The organism is Bacillus sp. FSL W8-0183 (assembly GCF_038006825.1).
GTDB lineage: Bacteria > Bacillota > Bacilli > Bacillales > Bacillaceae > Bacillus > Bacillus altitudinis.
In genome coordinates, this window is record NZ_JBBOVY010000001.1 from 1,333,743 (window position 1) to 1,352,148 (window position 18,406).

Genomic DNA, 18,406 nt, shown 5'->3' on the forward strand with positions numbered 1-18,406 from the left:
TTGAATATAGAAAGGAATTGGCATACTTTTTACTCGTAAATATGAAAAAAACTTCAATCTTGATCATTATTTTTAAAAAATAATAATCAAATTTAAGAGGAATGACCGATAAATACATTAAGGGGGTAGAGGGAATGGATATACTACAGAGTATTGTAACCGCAGCACCTTATATGATGAAGATTTTAAAAGATGAAGTGACGATGGGGGTCATTGATCGAGAAAAATTCTTGCTGTATTTGCCATCAAAAGATGTGGATTTTCAAATACGGACAGGAGATCCCATTAAACCAGATGATCAGAATATGAAAAATGCGCTTAGAGGCGAAACATCAAGTACATTTGTACCTGAATCGGTGTATGGGACGCCTTTAAATGCAATGGGATTGCCGATTTTCGATGAAAATCAACAAGTCATTGGTGCAATCGCTTTAGGTTTTCCGCTTAAAAATCAAATAGAGCTTGAGGCGTATATGGAGTCATTGAACGACATCATTCAAAGTATTCAAGAAAAAGTGCATGTGGTGGCGGCTCATTCAGAAGAGCTCTCTGCGACAAGTGAGGAAATGACATTCCAAACACAGCAAACACTTGAAAGCTCGAAAAAAACTTCAGATATTACAAAAATGATCAAAGGTATCTCTAAACAAACGAGTTTGCTAGGATTGAATGCTTCAATTGAAGCAGCCAGGGCAGGGAAAGAGGGAGCGGGTTTTAGTGTGGTAGCGAGCGAGGTTCAAAAGCTCTCAAGCGAAACCTCACGTGCAACAGAAAACATAGAAAGCTCATTGCAAGGGATTTCCTCTAATATACATACATTACTTGAGAGTATGGGCCATATGAAAGGGTCATCTTCAGAACAGGCTTTATTAGTGACGGAGTTTAGTGAAATTGTAGATCGGTTGACGACGGTTAGCAAAGAAATGAAAGAATTTATGCAAAAGGTGATGTCAACGTAAAAAACGAATCCAAAAAGGGTTCGTTTTTTTGCTGGCTCGTTATTTTCTATTTTTCTGATCAAAGCGATAATCGTATGTTTCACCTTTGACCACATTTAAAAACTCATGTCCAATTTGAACGAGCTGTGCATTTTCCCATTTGATCAGAGGATCTTTATCAGGGTAATTCCAGTAGATTGTTTTTTTGTGGTGGGTGAGTTTGTTTTCAATTTCTGCTCTGACCGCATTCTCTTTTAGCTTTCCTCCGCTATGTCGATATGTGTTAATGGTATAGGTTCCATCAGGTGATGATATCGAGCGAATGAATGTGCCGTGAGACACGCCTTGAAGAGAGAAGCATTTCCAGTAAATAATTCCGGCGAAGCTAAGACATAAGATGGCAAGGATGATGGTGGTTTTCTTTTTAAACATGAATTCCTCCAGGTGTAGATCGCAATATTCTAATATATGAGAGAGATTACAAAAAGATTCATATAGTCCAAAAGTTCTATTCATTTCAATTATCGGTCATTTTTTCTCAACATTCAACAGCTAGCCCGTAAAGATAAGGAAAATTTAAGGATGCATTCAGATCACACTGGTTATTCGAAAACACTTTACAAAAGAATTTGCGATCAGTAGACTTATGCTCATATAGAGAAATGGGGCAGATGGAATGAATCAAATCATAGATACGTATCAAAATTATGAAGAGCTTTCCGCTCATGAAAGAAAAGGGATCGACTATCAGATTCTTCATCAGCGGAAAGGGGATCAGCTTCTCGTCCTGTCACCTCATGCGGGAGGAATTGAATCTGGCGTGAGCGAGCTGGTCCATGAAGTAGCAACCGATTATTCTATGTATTTATTCGAGGGCCTTAAAGTGAAAGGCAATCATGTTCTTCATATTACGAGCACACGTTTTGATGAGCCGATTTGTCTTTCTCAAGTGCATACACATCATTATACGTTTGCACTCCACGGCTATGGAGAAACAGACGTCCTACAAACTTTAGTTGGCGGTACCGACAGGGAAAAAGCTGCTGAAACAGTGAAGTATCTCACACAAAATGGCTTCCATGCCTTACTTTTATCTGAATCGGATCAATTTGCTGGAACACATCCTCAAAATATTAATAATCAATGCCTCACAGGAAAAAGTGTTCAAATTGAAATTAGCCAAGCTCAGAGAAGAGCTTTCTTTCAAGACTTTAGGCGGAGCCGTAGGCGTGATACACAAACCGAACAATTTTATCAATACACAAATGTACTGAAACAAGTGTTAAGCCTTTATGAATAAACTTCTGACGTCACGTGTGCAGACGCTTTTGTTTGATACGCAGCTTCATTTTCTGCGACCTTGCCTGCTCTCATTAAATAAGAAGTGAATTCTTTTTGAAATTGAATGCCGGCTCTTCGCTGTTCAAATAGAGCAAGCCGTTTTTCAGCAAAATCCCGAGTGACATGAAATGTTTGAGCAATATGCAAAATGGCTTGCTGCCTAAGGTTTGGGAGCGTCATTTGCAGCAGCATAAAAGTCGGAACACAAAAGTGATACATGAATTGTTTTGCTTGAAACTCTTGCAGTTCTCGAAAGAGCTTGTGCATGTCAAAGTGGTTGCCTGTATGCTTCGCACATGACAAAGCTCGTGGGCGAAATCCTGCCACTGTTCTTCTGACGATAAGGCTCTGTTTAAAATAATACTGTAAAGACCTTGATGTTTGATCATCATGCTGCCAGTATCCTCGTAGTGTACCCATACATGAAATTCAGCGGCGATCCTATGCATGTCTACATAGGCAGGACCGCTTATTTGCAGTTGAGTGTATAACCGTTTAATATCTTCTTCTAAATGGGTTAAAAAATAAGTCATTTCAAAACCTTCATACAAACGTATGTTCTATTTTTGCCGTGAAAGAAAAGTCCATATAGGACTAAATGGCTAATAAAGCTATCGCTTACTTTTTATATCGGCTTGTTTTTAACAATTTTAACATAAAATCAAAGAAAATTGGAAGTTTTTCCTGTTTTTTATTCTGTTTTTTTATTTTTTATAAAGATAAAACGGCGATTGAATTCAAATTTTACCATAGTCTTATGACGAAAACAAACAAATTTGTCTTACGTTTGCCACCGATTGATGAGCAAGATCAAACATCAATTTAACAAAAAGGAGTGCAAAACATGGTACAAATTTATCAAGAATGTATTCCAGTTGGAAACGGAAATCGGCCAGGATATGCTATGACGCCGCTTTATGTAACTGTGCATAACACAGCCAATACATCTAAGGGAGCTGACGCAAAAAGTCACGCGGCATATGTCAAACGCTCAACAACAGAGGTAAGCTGGCACTTTACAGTGGATGACAAGGAAATTTTTCAGCATCTCCCTTTAAATGAAAATGGATGGCATGCTGGGGATGGACATGGAGATGGCAACCGAAAATCGATTGGCATTGAAATTTGTGAAAATGAGGATGGAAACTTTCAACAAGCTGTCAAACATGCCCACGTCTGCTGCTTGCTACATGGGATGAATTTAAAAGAGGAATTGAGACTGCAGGTGATCCGGAAACGGTTATCACATATGTGGTGAAAAGCGGGGATACGCTAACGAGTATTGCCAAAGCCCATGGTGTCACAGTGAGTGATTTACAGACATGGAATCAGATTAGTGACCCGAACATGATTCGAGTTGGACAAGTTCTCAAGATTTATCATGCAGAAGAAAAGCTCAGTTATGAACTGCCGGATGCGGTGTTAAAGGTGACATCACCTCTGACAAAAGGGGAGCATGTACGTCTCGTCCAAAAAGCGCTTGCTGCTGTGTATTTTTATCCTGACAAAACAGCTGTAGATAAGGGCATTGATGGCGTTTATGGGGAAAAAACAGCCAATGCCGTCGCGCGATTTCAACTGATGAATGGTCTAACAAGTGATGGAGTATACGGTCCTAAAACAAAAGTGAAGTTGCTTCAACTATTAAATCAGTGAGTCTTTCTTTTTGGCCGCTTGAATGACGGCTTCACTTTTTTCATGTAATCGGCAGACATAAGGGGATGGCTTAAATTCAGCAAACTGAACATACCTCAATTGTTTAAGTTTCTTTTTCATATTGGCACCTCAATCGTTGCAGCAGTTGGTTTTATTGTATGCAAGTAAATGTGAAAACGGAAGTAGGACGCGGATGAAGTTCCGCGTCCTTTAGTGTAATCAAGCTTTTTTATTTTTATACTCATCTAGGAGCTGTTCATTCTTTTTGAAAATACGCTCCGTATGGGGACTTACTTTGTAATCAGCCATACTAATATAGCGCTTTTTCTTTAAAATCTTAAATGGGTTTTTCTTGCGATTGTTATTATCCCCTTGAAGTGCGTGTTCCATCTTCATCACCTTCCTCTTCATCAGGCAAGATTAGGTCATAAATCGTTGTAAGTGAAGTCATTAATAAATAGTCGAATTCAGTGACAATTTCCTCAGAGGTCAGCTTAATCACAAAGTGTGCATCCGCTACTGAAAACGGGATGAGAACCAATTTGCCGAAATCATCGTAATACACTTCCTGCCTGTCAAGCTTTGCTTGAATGAGCGCTCTCTGATCAAGTGTCCGCAGCAGGTCATCTTTTTGCTCCTGCGTATCATAAGGACAAAGAACTGCTTGAATATTCATTTTTTCTGCAAAAGAATAGATCAGTCGTTCAATTCCCTCTATATATGCTTCTATACTTCCATAATATACATGGATCGGTTCGTTTTTCAATAGGTATTGGTACGTTTTTAGTTTATTGAGGTAAGAATGAAGCAGGTCGTTATTTTGTTCTAGGAGTTGATGGGTGTCGGTTTCAAGTTCATGATTTCCGAGTTTTTTTATATAGGAGCTGAGGAAAATAAAGGCATCAGTTAATGCGAAAAAAACAGCAATAATCAGGTAGTGCATCCAATCGGTGAAGATTGAAGCAGGGTCATTTGTCCAGTACACAACAGCACCCGCTACATAAATCCAATACCACGTTTTACGAATCGCAAACATCTTTTCTTTTACTTTTTGTTCAAAGCGCCATACCGCAAATACATATACAGCAAGAGCACCTAGCAATAACCAAACAGTCAATTGAAAAAATAATAGCATGTTCTTCTCTCCCATAGACAGATGGATACTTAATTTATTTCTATGGATATGTTTGGAAACCCTGCTTCATGAAAAAATGGCTTGCAGAAAAAGACCATTTGAGGATGCAAACAAATAAAAAAGACCTGTTAGACAGGTCTTTTAAATTAAAGAATCGCATTTAACACAAAGTATATAAGTGCCCCTAGAGTTCCCGAAATCGGTAATGTGATCACCCAAGTGACAAGCATACGTTTTGCCGTACCCCAGTTAACTCCTTTTACTCTATGTGCAGAACCTACACCTAGAATAGAAGATGAGATCACGTGAGTGGTACTAACCGGTAAGTGAATAAATGTTGCACCGAAGATAATAGCTGCACCCGTTAAGTCTGCAGATACTCCGTTTACTGGACGAATCTTCATGATTTTACCGCCGACTGTTTTAATAATCTTCCAGCCGCCAATAGACGTACCTAGTCCCATTGCAAGCGCACAAGAGAATTGTACCCAGAAAGGAATGTCGTCTGTTGTATGCAAATTACCTGCAATTAAAGCCATCGTAATAATTCCCATCGCTTTTTGCGCATCGTTTGTTCCGTGGGTATACGATTGCAGTGCAGCCGTTAAAATTTGAACACGTCGGAATTGTTTATTTGTTTTTGCGAGATTGTTGTTTCGGAATATAATTTTGATAATGGTATACACGATATATCCCAAAACAAAAGCCAGGATAGGTGAAAGCAATAGTGCTTGAATGATTTTAATGAATCCCGAATAGTTTAAAGCGCCAAAACCAGCAGAGGCAATAACAGCTCCTGCAATTGACCCGATCAGTGCGTGTGAAGAACTACTCGGAATCCCGTAATACCAAGTAAGCAAGTTCCAGGTAATGGCTGCAATTAAAGCAGCCAAAATGACGACAGATCCGTTTTGAAGTGTAAAAGGATCTGCGATGTCTTTTGTAATGGACTTTGCCACACCTGTAAATGTCATTGCTCCTAAGAAGTTCATAAACGCTGCCATAATAATAGCATGTCTAGGCTTTAACGCCTTTGTTGAAACAGAAGTAGCAATGGCATTTGCTGTATCGTGGAATCCGTTAATGAAATCAAAAGCAAGTGCACAAATGACAATAAGTATGGTAAGGATGAGTAATGTATCCATGTTTAACTAACCCCGTTACGCATTCTTCATAATGATTGTTTCTAGATTGTTGGCAACACTTTGACAGGAATCTGCGATTTCTTCAAGTGTTTCGTAAATTTCTTTGTATTGAATGACCTTAATTGGATCTGTTTCTTTTCCAAACAAGTTCTTTAGTGATTTGCGGTGAAGATTGTCACAATTATGCTCAATCTCTTTAATTTTGATTGCGTGCGGATGAATATCTTTCAAGCGATTATCAGCCAGTAATTCAATAGTCGTTAAAATTTCTTTCGCACATTCTCTGATGTAGTGGCTGAATTTGTCGATATGTTCGTCAGAGCTTGTAATTGAATAAATTTCTAAAGTTGCTGAAAAATGCTCAATGCCGTCTAAAACATCGTCGAGGCTATTCGTCAATTGAAGAATGTCTTCACGTTCAATCGGTGTAATAAAGGCTTTGTTCAGCTCTTTAATCATGGTATGAACATGATTATCACCTTTTGTCTCATATTCCTTCAATGTGTCAGAAAATTCTTTCAGAGTGGTTTGATTTGTTACTTTATAGCTAACAAAATACTCAGCAGTTTCATCTAAATTTTTAGCAATTTCCGTTAACAAGACGGAAAACTTGTCTTTTTTCCTTTTTAACATGTAAAAACCCTCCATTGTATAAATGAGACAATGCACACATCAAATAATTATATATTCTTTTGTCGAAAAAAAACAGGTGTAGTCGAAAATTTCTTCACTTTTTCTATTTGATCTTATTCTGACCTAAAGATGTGATCTCAACTCACCTTTTTCAGAAAGGGGAAAAGAAAGCAAAAAAGCGGACCATTTTTGGCACCGCTTAAAAGTTAAGAAGCTGAATAAACAAGCTTAAATCGCTCACAAACAAGGAGCATATCTTCCTTAAATGTTAATCCGTACGGCTTAAGGGCTTCTGTGAAAAATTCTTCATGTTCTTTGTACCAATAGTCATATGAAAGATCGCCTTCACCTTCTGCTTTTGCAAATGATTCAGGAACTTCATTCATTGGCATGATATCTACTTGTGTGATCTCTATGATGGCTTTTGGTTCCTCTTGGCTGTCCAAAATGACCGCATATTGACCGGGTTTTGGAAGAGGCTCTTGTTCTTTTTCGTAAAAAAGGTATCCAGAACAAGTGGCTGTTTTTTTTCCTTGTTGTACAAGGTCAAGCAAGTGATCTGGATTTGCACCAAATGCCCAAGCAGAAACAGAGGCGTGATCAGGAGTTTTTTCTGATTTTTCTTCCCAATAAGATTCCCAAAATAAAGTGCTTTTGTGGTTCATTCTTTTTCCCCCCTTTGTTATGAGTTTATTATATCGTGAAGTTTCAAACTTGGAAAACGTATGTCTTTATTACTACGAGATGTGCATGTCATATGTTTTGAAAACATGTGTTTTGTTTGGCAGATATAGGATGATAGAATGAAAAATTTTGAAATTTTAGAATAATCTATTGTATTCTGGTCAAGAAGTCGGTAAGGTCAAAGTAAGAATATGGAAGGGGTGTTGTTCATGAAACGCATTTCTCTAACTGTTTTGTCCATATGTCTGTTTGTTTTCTCGTTTTTCCTGCCGGTCAGCCAAGTCACTGCAAACGAAACGCATGGGAATAAAGTAGCTGTTGGCAAAGATGGTATGGTGGCTACTGCACATCCGCTTGCATCGGAGATTGGTGCTGACGTATTGAAAAAAGGTGGGAACGCAGTGGATGCTGCTGTTGCCATTCAGTACGCACTTAACGTAACAGAGCCAATGATGTCTGGAATTGGCGGCGGCGGATTTATGATGGTTTATGATGGGAAGACAAAGGAAACATCCATCATCAATAGCAGAGAGCGAGCACCACAGGGCGCAACACCTGACATGTTTTTAACAGATGATGGAAAAGTGATTCCGTTTGCTGAGCGATCTACACATGGAAATGCGGTAGGTGTTCCAGGGACTGTAAAAGGTCTTGAAGCTGCATTAGATAAGTGGGGTACTCGTTCTATGAAGGAATTGATTGAGCCCTCCATTCAACTTGCAGAAGATGGTTTTGAAATTGATTCTGTCTTGGCAAATGCGATTGATGATCACCAAGGAAAATTGAAAAAAACGGCCGCAGCGCCAATTTTTCTTCCAAATGATCAGCCGCTCGAAGAAGGAGATCTGCTTGTCCAGCCAGGTCTTGCAAAAACATTTAAACTCATTGCGAAAAAAGGAAGCAAAGCGTTTTATGAAGGAAAAGTAGCAAAGGCACTTGCAAATACAGTTCAAGATTTTGGCGGGACGATGACTTCAAAAGATATCAAACGTTATGAAGTCAAGACTGACAAGCCAATCTGGGGAGACTATAAAGGATATCAGCTTGCAAGCATGCCTCCACCAAGCTCAGGCGGGGTGTTTATGCTACAAATTCTCAAAATACTTGACCATTTTAACCTGTCTCAGTATGACCCCAAATCATTCGAAAAATATCAGCTGCTTGCTGAAACAATGCACCTCTCCTATGCTGACAGAGCCGCATATGCCGGCGACCCCGAATTCGTAGATGTTCCACTAAAAGGACTACTAGACGATGATTACATTTCAGAAAGAGCCTCTCTCATTCAATTAGATCAAATGAATCGCAGCCCGAAAGAAGGAGATCCTTGGGCATATGAGGATGAGAAAAATCCATCCCCAATTGTTCCTCAGCCAGAAGATAAAACCATTGGTGAGACGACCCATTTTACTGTTGCAGATCAGTGGGGAAATGTTGTGTCATTTACAACAACCATTGAACAATTATTTGGTACAGGGATACTTGTTCCAGAGTATGGATTTTTCTTAAATAATGAACTGACTGATTTTGATGCAAGACCTGGCGGGGCAAATGAAGTCCAGCCCAATAAACGTCCGTTATCAAGTATGACTCCGACGATCATTTTTAAAGATGGAGAGCCTGTCATGACTGTTGGGTCTCCTGGTGGAACGACGATCATTGCTTCTGTTTCACAGACGATTCTCAATTTACTTGAATATGACATGGAGCTTCAGGATGCGGTAGAAGAGCCAAGAATCTACACAAACAGCTTAACTTCGTATCGTTATGAAGTAGGTGTCCCTCTAGATGTAAGAACAAAGTTAAATGATATGGGTCACCAGTTTGGCAGTTCCCCTATTGATATAGGGAATGTGCAAGCTTTACTGATTGATCGAAAAGCAGGGACATTTACTGGAGTAGCTGATTCAACGAGAAATGGAACTGCTGTAGGTGTCAATCTAAAGGTAGCTGCAGATCAATAGCATTTCCCGGGAAAAGAAGCGCCTCATCAAGAAGGCGTTTCTTTTTAGTTTTCATTAAAATAAAAACACAGTTGACACCTGTGAATAGTTTGAATAATATATAGACTAACATCAATCATACATAGCTGATCGGACAACCGAAGGCTCTTGGCATTGACGTACAGGACTTTTTTGTACTTCAATCGCTGAGGGCCTTTTTTGCGTATAGAACTGAAAACGGCAAGGTTGGTGTCACTATTCAATGTGAAAGGGAGCGGATAACATGAAAAAATGGATATGGATTTCTATTGCGATGACACTTTTCATCATCACAAGTGCTGCATGCTCAAATGCGAATGAAGCCTCAAATCAAAAGGGAAAGGTTGAGCTGTTGAATGTGTCATACGATCCTACACGTGAATTGTATCAGGAATACAATCAAGCCTTTCAGACTTATTGGAAAGACAAAACCGGTGAGGATGTGACAATACAGCAGTCTCATGGAGGGTCAGGTAAGCAGGGGAGATCGATTATTGATGGACTCGAAGCAGACGTGGCTACACTTGCTCTTGGGTACGACATTGATGCCATTGCAGATCGAGGGCTACTTTCAAAGGATTGGCAAAAAGAATTTCCGAATCAGTCCACACCTTATACGTCTACTATTGTGTTTCTTGTGAAGAAAGGAAACCCCAAAAAAATTAAAGACTGGGATGACTTGATTCAGCCAGGTGTATCTATCATCACACCAAATCCAAAAACGTCAGGCGGTGCAAGATGGAATTATTTAGCCGCATGGGCATATGCCGATAAAACCTTTCATGGGGATGAAGAAAAAACGAAGGATTTTGTGAAAAAGTTATATGAGCATGTCGAGGTGCTCGATTCAGGTGCTCGTGGCGCCACAACAACTTTTGTCGAGCGCGGTCTTGGTGACGTGTTAATTGCTTGGGAAAATGAAGCCTATTTGACACTGCATGAATTAGGCAAAGACAAATTTGAGATTGTCAGTCCCTCCATTAGTATTCTAGCAGAGCCGCCCGTTGCCGTTGTCGACCAAAATGTGAAACGAAAAGGAACAGAGAAAGTGGCAAAGGCTTATTTAGATTATTTGTATTCTAAAAAAGGACAGGAAATTGCGGCGAAAAACTATTATCGACCAAGAAATCAAGAAGTGCTAAACAAATATAAAGATCAATTTAAAGAGATTGATATGGTGACCATTGATCAGGCATTTGGCGGATGGCGAAAGGCGCAGAAAAGATTTTTTGATGATGGCGGATTATTTGATCAAATATATAGCGGACAAAAATAGGGGGCGACGTGATGAAGAAAGGCTATGCTGCCGCCAATAAAAGAAAACGTGTATTGCCTGGATTCGGGCTGAGTCTCGGAGTGACACTTGTTTATGTCAGTGCGATTGTCGTGATTCCTTTATCTATGGTATTTATTTGGACGGCTTCATTAGGAGCAGAAGGAATTTGGAATGTCTTTAGTGATGCGCGGGTGCTAAAGTCGCTGCAGCTTACGGTTACGACTTCTTTTGCAGCTGCACTCATCAATGCAGGTTTCGGTGTACTGATCGCATGGGTTCTCACGCGGTACTCGTTTCCAGGAAAGAACATCCTGGATGCCCTCATCGATTTGCCGTTTGCTCTTCCAACGGCAGTGGCTGGCATCGCTTTGACGACTCTTTATTCTCCGAATGGGTGGATTGGGCAATTTTTGCATGTGAAGGTGGCATACACCCCGCTCGGTATTATTTTGGCACTGATTTTTATTGGCGTTCCATTTGTCGTAAGAACGGTTCAACCGGTCATTGAGGGGCTTGAGCAGGAAGTGGAAGAGGCCGCAGCTATACTTGGTGCTACAAGAAAACAGACCTTTTTTCATGTACTGCTGCCTGCCTTGTTTCCAGCGGTGCTGACTGGATTTTCTCTTGCATTTGCAAGAGCACTCGGTGAATATGGCTCCGTTGTGTTTATAGCGGGAAATATCCCGTTTAAAACAGAGATTACACCACTGATGATCATGTCAAAGCTTGAGCAGTATGATTATCAAGGTGCCGCAGCCATTGCCTGTTTCATGCTGCTCTTATCATTTGTCATTTTGTTATTGATTCACGGATTGCAGTGGTTTGTCGAGCGGAAAAAACAAGTGGAAGTGAGGTGAGATGATTGGAAAGGGAGCTTCTTAAAGAGCACCGCATCAAGTACAGGAGTCCTGTGACGGAATCAAAAGCGGTGAAGAGTATGTTGATTGGTGTGGTGTATGCTTTTTTGATTTTGTTTTTACTCATGCCGTTGATTGCTGTGTTTTCAAAGGCTTTTGAGAAAGGATGGAGTTCTTATCTTCTTGCCATCTCACATCCAGACACGCTTGCGGCAATTAAATTGACTGTTTTCATTGTGATGATCACATTGCCGCTTCAAATGATTTTTGGGGTCAGTGCTGCTTGGCTCATCACAAAATTTCATTTCCCGGGAAAACGTTTGTTAACGACTGTCATTGATCTTCCGTTTGCGGTGTCACCTGTCATTGCAGGACTTGTATTTGTACTTTTATTTGGTTCAAATGGACTTTTAGGACCGTGGCTTTTAGCAAATGGATGGAAAGTGATTTACTCTGTACCGGGGATGATTCTTGCGACCATCTTTGTGACATTTCCTTTTGTTGCGAGAGAGTTAATTCCGTTTATGCAAAATGAAGGCATTCATGAGGAAGAAGCATCGCTTACGCTTGGTGCCAGTGGGTGGAAGACCTTTTTCCTTGTGACACTTCCAAATATAAAATGGGCCCTTTTTTACGGCGCCATTTTAGCAGGGGCTAGGGCAATTGGTGAATTTGGTGCAGTGTCGGTTGTATCCGGTCATATCCGCGGAATGACGAATACGATGCCGCTTCATATAGAAATTCTATACAACGAGTATCAATTCCAAGCGGCTTTTGCTGTGGCCTCTCTCATGGCGTTTGTTGCGGTCATCACATTAATCATCAAGCAGATCATTCAGCAGAGAGATCATAGGCTTGGCAAGCGTTCAAAATAAATGGAGGGATCAGCCTTGGGGATTACAGTGAAACAAATATCAAAGCAATTTGGGCAGACGAAGGTTTTGCAAAACGTGGATTTGACGATCGGAAATGGGGAATTGATTTCCTTACTTGGACCGTCTGGGTCAGGTAAGACGACTTTATTAAGAATTATTGCAGGGCTTGATGATGCGAATACTGGACAGATCTTATTTGGAGAACAGGATTATACTTATATTCCAGTGCGAAAACGGCAAATTGGTTTTGTCTTTCAGCAATATGCGCTTTTTCGAAATATGACGGTATTTGATAATGTGGCTTATGGATTGAAGATGAAACCTAGAGGAGAAAGGTTGCCTAAAAAAGACATCAAAGAGCGAGTGCATGAGCTGCTGAAAGTCGTTCAATTAACGCAGTATGAACATCGTTATCCAGAGCAGCTGTCAGGTGGACAAAAGCAGCGTGTAGCACTTGCACGTGCTCTAGCCGTTAAACCGAAAGCTCTTCTCTTAGATGAACCTTTTGGTGCACTAGATTCAAAGGTGAGAAAAGACTTAAGACATTGGCTGAAAAAAGTTCATCAAGAATTTCAAATGACGATCATCTTTGTGACGCATGATCAAGAAGAAGCGTTTGATATCGCTGATCGTGTTGTGGTGATGAATGAGGGCAGAATCGAAAAAATCGGCACAAAAAAAGAAATGACAGAGCAGACAGACAACCTTTTTGTAGCTGAATTTTTAGATATAGGAAGCCATATTTAACAAGAAGTTGATGTGATGTAATGAAAGAGATGCGGCAAAAAGCTGCATCTTTTTTTATAAAAATTTTCCTAGGAACATTGACTTATAATTTCGAATATTATAATATCTTTACAAAGGTAACAGTATTGAACATTTTATAAAACGTCTGTTTGTAAGCGCTTTACAAAAGGTTCTATTTTAAAATGTTCATTCTATTTGTTACATGTGTTCATATTTATACCAAATGAAAGGGGTGGTTGTTTGAACAGCTTGTTTGAGTTAGATCAACAGCTGATTGAGCTGCAGTACGAAGCATCTTCAAGTGAGGAGGTGACTGCCTATTTAGCAGAAAGGTTAGAAACTGGAGGGTATATTAAATCGAGCTTTTTACCAGCAGTGCTTGAAAGAGAAAAAACATATCCGACCGGTCTTCCTCTTGCGACCTTTGGGGTAGCCATTCCCCATACAGATCCTGAACATGTAAACAAACCGGCGATCAGTGTAGCGACATTAAAGGAACCTGTTATTTTTCATAAGATGGGAAGCCCTCATGAGACAGTTCAAGCCAAAATTGTGTTCGTTCTGGCAATCTCTGAACCTAGTAAGCAGCTCGTGATGTTAGAGAAACTGATGACGCTTTTCAGAAAAGAAGAAGTAATGACAAGTTTATCTCACATGACATCGTATGAAGAAGCCGTTGATGTACTTCAAAAAGAATTAAACCAATAGTTATTCAAGACATAATGTAAGCGCTTTATTTAAAATCAGGAGGTGGATGTATGATCAAGCAAGCCGTCGATTTCATCTTAGACTTAGGGCCAACAATTATGCTCCCAATTATTATGACGTTATTCGGTATGATTTTAAGGCAAGGATTTAAAAAATCCTTCCGTGCAGGTATTACCATCGGAATTGGATTTGTCGGGGTCAATCTTGTCATTAATTTACTTGTAAGCGGTCTTGGACCAGCAGCCAAAGCCATGGTCAATTCCCTTGGATTAAAGCTTGATATTTTAGATGTCGGTTGGCCGATTGGAGCCGCCATTTCATTTGGTACACCTGTTGCCCCTTTGATGATTCCTCTTGTGCTCTTGTTAAATGTCATTTTGCTGTCTGTTAACTTTACGAAAACATTGAATGTGGATATTTGGAATTTCTGGCATTTGATTTTCGCTGCTTCTGTTACTTACTACGCTTATCATAATATGTTCTTAGCTCTTGCCGTTGGTTTAATTGTTTCTGCGATTACTCTAAAACTCGCCGATTGGACGGCACCGACGATTGAACACCATTTCGGATTAAAAGGCGTATCGATGGCTCATGCTGAAACGGTCAACTTCGCTCCGCTCATGTATGCGTCAAACCGCGTGATTGATAAAATCCCTGGTCTAAACAAAATTCATGCGGATCCAGAAACTTTGAAAAAACGTTTTGGCATCTTTGGTGAACCGCTTGTGATGGGTCTTATACTTGGTATCATTATTGGTCTTCTTGGGGGCTATGATGCAAAAGGTGTCATGACCCTTGGAATTCAAATGGCTGCAGTGCTTGTGTTAATGCCAAGAATGGTTGCTTTATTAATGGAAGGACTTATTCCAATCTCTGAGGGTGCTCGTTCTTATATTCAAAAGCGTTTCCCTGGAAAAAATGTCTATATTGGTTTGGATACAGCGATTGTCATTGGTCATCCAGCGAATATGGCTGTAGCCCTTTTGATGGTGCCAATCACCATTTTGCTCGCTGTCGTCCTTCCATACAATGGTATGCTGCCGTTTGCAGACTTATCGGTTCTGCCATTTACAGTGGTATGGGCAGTAGCAGCCGCTCGTGGGAATATTATTCGCGGCCTCATTAACAGTATTTTTACCTTAATGATTGTTTTCTTCATTGCAACGAACCTTGCACCACTCGCCACAACAATGGGGAAAGCAGTTGGTTTCGACTTCCCAGAAGGGGCAAATATGATCTCTGGTATCGATCTTGGTTCACACGTCATTCCTTGGATCATGGTGAGACTTCTTGATCCGAGCAATCCTTACTTCATTGCAGCGATTATCTGTGCACTGGCATATGCGCTTCTTTGGTACTGGGTGCGAAATGATATTAAAAAGCAGTATGCAAAAGAAATGGGCTTAGATCAGAAAGATCAATAAACGAGCTGGAGGGATTCTCATGGCAAAAAAAATATTAGTATCTTGCGGAACGGCAGTTGCGACGTCAACGGTTGTGGCAAAAAAGGTAGAAGAGACATTAAAGGAAAAAGGATACGATGTCATCGTTGAACAGTGTAAGGCATCTGAGGTTCCGCAGAAAGCGGAGGGTGCTGATTTAATTGTGACGACAACGCCTGTTAGTGATACAAAAGGAACGCCTGTGATTCAAACGTTATCTTTTTTAACGGGATTTGGCATTGAAGATGATATTGAAAAAATTATCGATCATATTAAGTGAACGATGATTGCGTGGAGGAGCTGCGAAAGCTCCTTCCATGTCATTTGAAAGGGGGAGCTCTCATGCAGCAGCATGCTTATAGCCGAACGTCTGCCATGTTTTCTATTTTCCTTCCGGCCTTGTTAATATGTGTGTTTTTTCTCTGGTCTCTTTATACGTTGATGTCGGCAGGACCTGAGCCATTAGCTGTGTTAGGTGTCTATACGCTGCCTATCCTTATGCTTTCTAGCATCACTGGCCTGAATCAGCCAACGAATATCATGATTAGTGAAGATGAGCTGAAAATAGGTGCTTTTGGCAGGTGGCACACATACGCCGTGTCCGATATTAAAGGAAAATTGTTTTTAAAACCATATCCTCATATCGGGAAAGTATATGTCAGAGTGGGACCTGCGCGAATATTTGGCGGACGCTACTGGATTTCAAGTGAGATGAGTGAGTACAAGCAGCTCGTTCAATCCTTGCAGAGTCTTGCGACATGTGATGAAAAGGAGGATGCGGCTAAATGAAATCAGCTGTCTTTTATTCTTCAGAGGACATTCGTTACGAGGAGCGGAAGCGGCCAGCCATTGGTGACGACGAAGTATTATTAAAAATGCGTGCCTGCGGGTTATGCGGGACGGATATTTATAAAGCGACACATGAGACGGTACCTCCTGGCACAGTGCTAGGGCATGAAATCGCTGGTGACATTATCGAAACAGGCCGTCACGTTACACATGTTCAAACGGGAGACAGGGTGTATGTAGCGCATCATGTCCCTTGTTTTACTTGTGACTTTTGTCAAAGAGGATTTTATACAATGTGCCCGCAATTTGCAGCCACAAATGTAGAGCCGGGCGGTTTTTCGGAATATATTCGTGTTCCCGCTTTACATGTTAAGCATACAATGGGCAAGCTCCCACATGACGTCTCATATGAACAAGGAGCGATGGTCGAACCGGTTGCCTGCTGTCTTCACGGCTTTGAAAGGGCGCCCGTTCATCCTGGAGATTCGGTCTTGATTCTTGGAGCGGGGCAAATTGGCTGCATTCAATTACAGCTTGCCAAATATTATTTGGCTGGAAAAGTGATGATCACAGACGTAAATGAGAACAGGCTCCTTCAAGCAAGAAATCTTGGGGCGGACGTCGCTTTTCATCCAGCATCTGAGCCAGTAGAAAACCGCGTCATGAAAGAAACAGATGGAAAGGGAGCGGACCTTGTCATTATTTCTGTGGGTAGTAGTGCGCTTTTAAAAGAAGCATTTCAAGCTGTCGCAAGAGGCGGAACGATTTTGGTCTTTGCTCACTTTCCGAAAGGGGATGTCTCCATTCCAGCAGAACGTTTTTTCCATGATGAAGTGAAAGTAGTTGGAGCTTATTCCTCGCATCCATACCATTATCGTGAAGCGCTAGAGCTCTTAAAAGCAAAAGTCGTTCATACAGAAAAAATGGTGACGCATCGATATCCATTAAGTCAGCTTCGTCAGGCGATAGAATGCGCTAGGCATCCAGAAGGTGAAAGCGTCAAAATCATGATGTATCCAGATGAATGAGAATGTGCGAGATGGAGAGAAAGAGAAGGTCTTTGGAAAAGGGCTTTGCCTTTCTCTTTTTTTCTGAAAAAAATGAAAACGCTTAAAAAATAAACGGAAATGCTTGACTTCAATGAGAGTTAAACGTATGATAATTACAAATGTAACACATAAGAACAAATGTAAAGGGGAGAGAAGAAATGCAAAAACAAATCACTTTGCCTGAACAGATTAGTCATGAGAAATTAGCAGATTTATATAAACAAATGTGGTTAGTAAGATATTTTGATGAAAAGGTCGATCAATTCTTTGCTAAAGGATTAATCCATGGAACGACCCATTTATGTGTTGGACAGGAAGCATCGGCTGTTGGATCTATTGCTGTGTTAAAGGATGAAGATAAGATTGTCAGTACACACCGCGGACATGGTCACTGTATTGCAAAAGGTGCAGAGGTCAATAAAATGATGGCTGAACTGTTCGGACGTGAAACAGGTTACTGCAAAGGAAAAGGCGGTTCCATGCATATTGCCGACTTAGAAAAAGGAAACCTTGGGGCAAATGGGATTGTTGGCGGCGGTATTCCGCTTGCAACAGGTGCGGCGCTCACGTCCAAGATGAAAAAGGAAGGCTTTGTGGTCCTTTGTTTCTTCGGAGACGGCGCCACAAATGAAGGCAGCTTCCATGAAGCGCTGAATCTTGCTTCCATTTGGGATTTACCTGTTGTGTTTATTTGTGAAAACAACCAATACGGCATGTCTGGTCCTGTGAAAGAAATGATCAACATTGAAGACATCTCAACAAGAGCAGAAAGCTATGGAATCCCAGGAAAATCGATTGATGGAAATGACATGGTTGAGATTATGAACACAGTAGATGAAGCGGTCAGCCGTGCAAGAGCTGGAGAAGGTCCATCACTCATTGAAATGAAAACGTATCGCTGGAAGGGTCACTCTAAGAGTGATGCGAAAAAATACCGTACACGTGAAGAAGAGACAGAATGGAGACAAAAAGACGGAATTAAACGCTTTAAGTCACTCTTAATGGAGCTAGATGTTCTGACAGAAGAGCAGGCTGCTCGTTTACAAGAAGAAGCGAAACAAGAGATCGAGGCATCTGTTGAATTTGCGAAAAATAGTAAAGAACCATCAATTGACACACTATTAGAGGATGTATACGCCTAATTAGGAG

At 40.6% G+C, this 18,406-nt stretch carries 20 protein-coding genes and 2 pseudogenes; 14 read left to right on the forward strand and 8 right to left on the reverse strand.

Features of this window, described 5'->3' with window-relative positions; translation table 11 throughout:
• Nucleotides 1-134 precede the first annotated feature (134 nt).
• On the forward strand, nt 135-959 hold the full coding sequence (locus NSQ64_RS06990) for a methyl-accepting chemotaxis protein (RefSeq protein WP_019743472.1): 825 nt from the start codon (nt 135-137) through the stop codon (nt 957-959).
• A gap of 39 nt (nt 960-998) precedes the next feature.
• Here the strand turns inward: NSQ64_RS06990 and NSQ64_RS06995 are convergent, their stop codons facing one another.
• Nucleotides 999-1,370 (reverse strand): DUF5412 domain-containing protein, encoded by a 372-nt coding sequence (locus tag NSQ64_RS06995; RefSeq protein ID WP_144740398.1) that lies wholly within the window; start codon nt 1,368-1,370, stop codon nt 999-1,001.
• 244 nt (nt 1,371-1,614) lie between these two features.
• Between NSQ64_RS06995 and NSQ64_RS07000 the strand changes: the two genes are divergently transcribed.
• On the forward strand, nt 1,615-2,238 hold the full coding sequence (locus NSQ64_RS07000; RefSeq protein WP_024719586.1) for a poly-gamma-glutamate hydrolase family protein: 624 nt from the start codon (nt 1,615-1,617) through the stop codon (nt 2,236-2,238).
• On the opposite strand, the pseudogene NSQ64_RS07005 reads toward NSQ64_RS07000, so the two are convergent.
• Nucleotides 2,229-2,812, reverse strand: a pseudogene (locus NSQ64_RS07005) (ImmA/IrrE family metallo-endopeptidase). The gene NSQ64_RS07000 and the pseudogene NSQ64_RS07005 overlap by 10 nt on opposite strands.
• A 311-nt stretch (nt 2,813-3,123) precedes the next feature.
• Here NSQ64_RS07005 and NSQ64_RS07010 point away from each other — a divergent pair.
• Nucleotides 3,124-3,935: pseudogene (locus tag NSQ64_RS07010) on the forward strand (N-acetylmuramoyl-L-alanine amidase).
• Here NSQ64_RS07010 and NSQ64_RS07015 read toward each other — a convergent pair.
• The 6 genes from NSQ64_RS07015 to NSQ64_RS07040 all read right to left on the reverse strand — a co-directional run bounded on the left by NSQ64_RS07015 (nt 3,924) and on the right by NSQ64_RS07040 (nt 7,513).
• The gene (locus NSQ64_RS07015) at nt 3,924-4,055 is read right to left on the reverse strand and encodes a hypothetical protein (protein WP_255290884.1); all 132 of its coding nucleotides are present in this window, start codon (nt 4,053-4,055) and stop codon (nt 3,924-3,926) included. The pseudogene NSQ64_RS07010 and the gene NSQ64_RS07015 overlap by 12 nt on opposite strands.
• Nucleotides 4,056-4,154: 99 nt before the next feature.
• Complete coding sequence (locus NSQ64_RS07020; protein WP_281215410.1) at nt 4,155-4,331, reverse strand: type II toxin-antitoxin system SpoIISB family antitoxin; 177 nt, start codon at nt 4,329-4,331, stop codon at nt 4,155-4,157.
• On the reverse strand, nt 4,300-5,070 hold the full coding sequence (locus tag NSQ64_RS07025; protein WP_017359599.1) for a type II toxin-antitoxin system SpoIISA family toxin: 771 nt from the start codon (nt 5,068-5,070) through the stop codon (nt 4,300-4,302). The genes NSQ64_RS07020 and NSQ64_RS07025 overlap by 32 nt, the downstream gene beginning before the upstream one ends.
• 146 nt (nt 5,071-5,216) lie before the next feature.
• Nucleotides 5,217-6,215, reverse strand: coding sequence for an inorganic phosphate transporter (locus NSQ64_RS07030; RefSeq protein WP_017359158.1), 999 nt, complete (start codon nt 6,213-6,215; stop codon nt 5,217-5,219).
• Nucleotides 6,216-6,230: 15 nt separating this feature from the next.
• A complete protein-coding gene (locus NSQ64_RS07035) occupies nt 6,231-6,848 on the reverse strand; it encodes a DUF47 domain-containing protein (protein ID WP_017359157.1) in 618 nt (205 codons plus the stop codon).
• Nucleotides 6,849-7,054: 206 nt separating this feature from the next.
• Nucleotides 7,055-7,513, reverse strand: coding sequence for an ASCH domain-containing protein (locus NSQ64_RS07040; RefSeq protein WP_073414248.1), 459 nt, complete (start codon nt 7,511-7,513; stop codon nt 7,055-7,057).
• 228 nt (nt 7,514-7,741) lie between these two features.
• Here NSQ64_RS07040 and ggt point away from each other — a divergent pair, with 228 nt between their 5' ends.
• The 11 genes from ggt (at nt 7,742) to pdhA (ending at nt 18,399) form a co-directional block, all read left to right on the forward strand.
• Nucleotides 7,742-9,496 (forward strand): gamma-glutamyltransferase, encoded by a 1,755-nt coding sequence (ggt, locus tag NSQ64_RS07045; protein ID WP_035700423.1) that lies wholly within the window; start codon nt 7,742-7,744, stop codon nt 9,494-9,496.
• A gap of 262 nt (nt 9,497-9,758) precedes the next feature.
• A complete protein-coding gene (locus NSQ64_RS07050; protein ID WP_045034931.1) occupies nt 9,759-10,790 on the forward strand; it encodes a sulfate ABC transporter substrate-binding protein in 1,032 nt (343 codons plus the stop codon).
• Nucleotides 10,791-10,801: 11 nt separating this feature from the next.
• Nucleotides 10,802-11,647, forward strand: coding sequence for a sulfate ABC transporter permease subunit CysT (gene cysT, locus NSQ64_RS07055; RefSeq protein ID WP_144666491.1), 846 nt, complete (start codon nt 10,802-10,804; stop codon nt 11,645-11,647).
• Nucleotides 11,648-11,652: 5 nt separating this feature from the next.
• A complete protein-coding gene (gene cysW / locus NSQ64_RS07060; protein WP_041507422.1) occupies nt 11,653-12,522 on the forward strand; it encodes a sulfate ABC transporter permease subunit CysW in 870 nt (289 codons plus the stop codon).
• Between the two features lie 15 nt (nt 12,523-12,537).
• Nucleotides 12,538-13,269, forward strand: a complete 732-nt coding sequence (locus NSQ64_RS07065) for a sulfate/molybdate ABC transporter ATP-binding protein (RefSeq protein WP_268381671.1) — start codon at nt 12,538-12,540, stop codon at nt 13,267-13,269.
• 240 nt (nt 13,270-13,509) lie between these two features.
• Entirely contained in the window at nt 13,510-13,977 is a 468-nt protein-coding gene (locus NSQ64_RS07070; RefSeq protein ID WP_008346265.1) for a PTS sugar transporter subunit IIA, read from the forward strand.
• A gap of 50 nt (nt 13,978-14,027) precedes the next feature.
• Nucleotides 14,028-15,401, forward strand: coding sequence for a PTS galactitol transporter subunit IIC (locus NSQ64_RS07075; RefSeq protein WP_035700436.1), 1,374 nt, complete (start codon nt 14,028-14,030; stop codon nt 15,399-15,401).
• A gap of 19 nt (nt 15,402-15,420) precedes the next feature.
• Nucleotides 15,421-15,699, forward strand: a complete 279-nt coding sequence (locus tag NSQ64_RS07080; RefSeq protein ID WP_017367077.1) for a PTS sugar transporter subunit IIB — start codon at nt 15,421-15,423, stop codon at nt 15,697-15,699.
• 62 nt (nt 15,700-15,761) lie between these two features.
• Nucleotides 15,762-16,208 carry a hypothetical protein gene (locus NSQ64_RS07085; RefSeq protein WP_008346260.1) on the forward strand — a complete coding sequence of 149 codons (447 nt, stop codon included), beginning with the start codon at nt 15,762-15,764 and terminating at the stop codon, nt 16,206-16,208.
• Nucleotides 16,205-17,236 carry an alcohol dehydrogenase catalytic domain-containing protein gene (locus NSQ64_RS07090; RefSeq protein ID WP_017367078.1) on the forward strand — a complete coding sequence of 344 codons (1,032 nt, stop codon included), beginning with the start codon at nt 16,205-16,207 and terminating at the stop codon, nt 17,234-17,236. The genes NSQ64_RS07085 and NSQ64_RS07090 overlap by 4 nt, the downstream gene beginning before the upstream one ends.
• Nucleotides 17,237-17,415: 179 nt before the next feature.
• Nucleotides 17,416-18,399, forward strand: a complete 984-nt coding sequence (gene pdhA, locus NSQ64_RS07095; protein ID WP_048001645.1) for a pyruvate dehydrogenase (acetyl-transferring) E1 component subunit alpha — start codon at nt 17,416-17,418, stop codon at nt 18,397-18,399.
• The last annotated feature ends 7 nt before the right edge of the window (nt 18,400-18,406 follow it).

Excerpts from the sequence above, each read along its gene's own strand:
- NSQ64_RS07000 (WP_024719586.1), top strand. The coding sequence starts at position 1,615 with ATGAATCAAATCATAGATACGTATCAAAATTATGAAGAGCTTTCCGCT.
- cysT (WP_144666491.1), top strand. The coding sequence starts at position 10,802 with ATGAAGAAAGGCTATGCTGCCGCCAATAAAAGAAAACGTGTATTGCCT.
- ggt (WP_035700423.1), top strand. The coding sequence starts at position 7,742 with ATGAAACGCATTTCTCTAACTGTTTTGTCCATATGTCTGTTTGTTTTC.
- NSQ64_RS07090 (WP_017367078.1), top strand. The coding sequence starts at position 16,205 with ATGAAATCAGCTGTCTTTTATTCTTCAGAGGACATTCGTTACGAGGAG.
- NSQ64_RS07050 (WP_045034931.1), top strand. The coding sequence starts at position 9,759 with ATGAAAAAATGGATATGGATTTCTATTGCGATGACACTTTTCATCATC.
- NSQ64_RS06990 (WP_019743472.1), top strand. The coding sequence starts at position 135 with ATGGATATACTACAGAGTATTGTAACCGCAGCACCTTATATGATGAAG.
- NSQ64_RS07025 (WP_017359599.1), bottom strand. The coding sequence starts at position 5,070 with ATGCTATTATTTTTTCAATTGACTGTTTGGTTATTGCTAGGTGCTCTT.
- NSQ64_RS07075 (WP_035700436.1), top strand. The coding sequence starts at position 14,028 with ATGATCAAGCAAGCCGTCGATTTCATCTTAGACTTAGGGCCAACAATT.
- pdhA (WP_048001645.1), top strand. The coding sequence starts at position 17,416 with ATGCAAAAACAAATCACTTTGCCTGAACAGATTAGTCATGAGAAATTA.
- NSQ64_RS07030 (WP_017359158.1), bottom strand. The coding sequence starts at position 6,215 with ATGGATACATTACTCATCCTTACCATACTTATTGTCATTTGTGCACTT.
- NSQ64_RS06995 (WP_144740398.1), bottom strand. The coding sequence starts at position 1,370 with ATGTTTAAAAAGAAAACCACCATCATCCTTGCCATCTTATGTCTTAGC.
- NSQ64_RS07080 (WP_017367077.1), top strand. The coding sequence starts at position 15,421 with ATGGCAAAAAAAATATTAGTATCTTGCGGAACGGCAGTTGCGACGTCA.
- NSQ64_RS07020 (WP_281215410.1), bottom strand. The coding sequence starts at position 4,331 with ATGAAGATGGAACACGCACTTCAAGGGGATAATAACAATCGCAAGAAA.
- NSQ64_RS07015 (WP_255290884.1), bottom strand. The coding sequence starts at position 4,055 with ATGAAAAAGAAACTTAAACAATTGAGGTATGTTCAGTTTGCTGAATTT.
- NSQ64_RS07085 (WP_008346260.1), top strand. The coding sequence starts at position 15,762 with ATGCAGCAGCATGCTTATAGCCGAACGTCTGCCATGTTTTCTATTTTC.
- NSQ64_RS07035 (WP_017359157.1), bottom strand. The coding sequence starts at position 6,848 with ATGTTAAAAAGGAAAAAAGACAAGTTTTCCGTCTTGTTAACGGAAATT.
- NSQ64_RS07040 (WP_073414248.1), bottom strand. The coding sequence starts at position 7,513 with ATGAACCACAAAAGCACTTTATTTTGGGAATCTTATTGGGAAGAAAAA.